The 728-nt window shown below is 64.3% G+C and carries 1 protein-coding gene; it reads right to left on the reverse strand.

Going from position 1 to position 728, the window contains the following annotated elements; genetic code table 11:
- A partial coding sequence (locus JF66_RS20795) for an IPT/TIG domain-containing protein (protein ID WP_035880871.1) occupies positions 1-728 on the reverse strand: 728 nt, incomplete at both ends.

Genomic DNA, 728 nt, shown 5'->3' on the forward strand with positions numbered 1-728 from the left:
ACGTGAAGTCCAACGGAGCAGATGAGCCGCCCGGACCGGTTACCACCACGGGGACGGCGCCCGGAAGGTGCGCCGGAGCCGTAAACGTAACCGTCGCATCATCGACAACCACGAACGGCACCGAGACTCCGTCAACAGTTACGTCCGTCACCCCCGTGAAACCGGACCCATCAATGGTCACCGGCGTGCCACCGGTTTCCGGACCCGTGCTCGGCGTCAAAGACGTCGCAGTCGGCAGCGGATCAAACGTAAACAGACCCGGAGCGGAGTTGCCGTTGGGCGAAAGAATGATCACGTTCGTCGCACCCGCGGCATGCGCCGGAGTCGTCACCGTGATCTGCGTGTCGGAGTCAACGGTCACCGCGGCCGCCGACGTGCCGTCGAAGGTCACATCCGTCGCACCCAAGAACCCCGTACCCGTCAGAACCACGCTCGTGCCACCAGCGACCGGCCCGTGATCAGGCACCAAACCCGTGATCACTGGATCCGGCACATCCGTGAACGTGAAGTCCAACGGAGCAGATGAGCCGCCCGGACCGGTTACCACCACGGGGACGGCGCCCGGAAGGTGCGCCGGAGCCGTAAACGTAACCGTCGCATCATCGACAACCACGAACGGCACCGAGACTCCGTCAACAGTTACGTCCGTCACCCCCGTGAAACCGGACCCATCAATGGTCACCGGCGTGCCACCGGTTTCCGGACCCGTGCTCGGCGTCAAAGACGTC

Source organism: Cryobacterium sp. MLB-32, assembly GCF_000738085.1.
Lineage (GTDB): Bacteria > Actinomycetota > Actinomycetes > Actinomycetales > Microbacteriaceae > Cryobacterium.